General features: G+C 68.5%; 1 protein-coding gene. It reads right to left on the bottom strand.

The window, feature by feature from the left end; genetic code table 11:
* Window positions 1-43: 43 nt before the first annotated feature.
* Window positions 44-1,222, bottom strand: a complete 1,179-nt coding sequence (locus AC3WRR_RS36025) for a DNA-binding protein (RefSeq protein WP_058697628.1) — start codon at window positions 1,220-1,222, stop codon at window positions 44-46.
* Between the last annotated feature and the right edge of the window lie 210 nt (window positions 1,223-1,432).

Below are 1,432 nucleotides of genomic sequence, written 5' to 3'. Positions count from 1 at the left end.
GTCGGCCATCTGATCCTGGATCCAGCGGATCGCCGCCGCCCGCTCAGTCTTTGCTGTCATCGCTGCTGTCGCTTCTGTGACTGCTCTCGCTGCCATCTTCCGGGGTGAGGGAGGCCGTCGGCGCCCCCTGATTTTCGTCCAGTTGTTCGCCCGGCTTTTCGTTTAGCCGGCTCCCGGCCTTGCGCCGCCGCGCACCACCGTCTCGCTCAGGCGGCGCCAGCCGCAACTCTGCCAGCAGCTGCCGCACCAGCGCCGCTTCGGCCTCGGCGCGCTCGGCCCGGCGCTGCGCCGCCGCGAGCTCCGCCTGCACGGTGTCCAGGTCGCTGACGGATTTGCGCTGCGCCTGCTCGGCCACCGCGAGCCGATCGGCTAGCGCCGCGGCCTGCGCTTCCAGCTTAGCCCGGCCCTCCGCCTGCGCCACGGCCGCATCACGCGCCTCGCCGCGTGCCGCCGCCAGTTCACCGCGCAACGCTTCGGCCGTGCGTTCGCTCTGCTGGCGCGCCGTGCGCTCGGCGTCGAGTTCGCGCAAGCTGCGCCGCTCGCTGGCTTCGGCGCGTTCCTGCGCGAGCGTTACCGCCTCGCGCGCCCGCTCCAGCTCGGTCGAGAATTGGGTGCGCAGCGCGTCCAGCTGGCGCCGGCCCGCCTCCAGTTCCGTCCGCCCCGCCTCGAGCCGGGCCTGCGTGGCGGCGTGGGCCTGTCGCTCGGCGGCCAGCTCCGCCTGCACGGTGTCGTGCGCCTGCCGGGCTTCGGCCAGCTGGGCCGCGATCGCCGCAGCATCCTCGCGTGCGGCCGCCGTCTCCGCGCGCGCCGCATCCCGCTCGGCTTCCGCTTCGCTCGCGGCGTGACGCGCCTCCGCGCGCAGCGTCGCCAGCTCGGCGGACGCGGCCTCGTTGGCCGCCTGCCAGATCGTCTGCACCGCATTGGCGGCGATCGACTTGAGCGCCTCCGGCAGGTCCGGATGGTCGATGGTGACGCGCGTGCGCCCGCGCAACTCCTGCCAGAACGCCTGCAGCACCTCCGCCGGCGTGCCCATGCTGCCCTTGCGCACCAGGCTGTAGAGCTTGTTGGCGGTGGGCGTGACGCCGTAGCGGAAGAACAGCAGGCCGCAGACCTCGCGGTACAACGCGCGGGTCTCGGGGAAGCGACTGCGTAGCTCGGCAATGTCGTTGGCCATGGCGGTCTGCAGCGCGGCGTCGGTCAGATCCAGGTCGGCAGCGGGCATAGGGAGAAAAAAACAGAAATGTTGATAAATATTACTACGTAATACGTTATATATACAATTTTCTTGGCGATACTTTAGACATAACTGCGCTTATGTCTATAATAAAGGCTCGAACCGCCTCCCCACGCTAACCCGTTGGTTTGCACAATTTTGTTAGCGTTTTCTGCACAATTTTGTTCCGAGCCCCCTGGGCCGAAACTCTGGCCGCAA

Source organism: Cupriavidus sp. FW305-3-2-15-C-LB2, assembly GCF_058787575.1.
The sequence above is the reverse complement of the archived record's forward strand: the minus strand, read 5'-3'. Positions and strand labels throughout refer to the sequence as shown.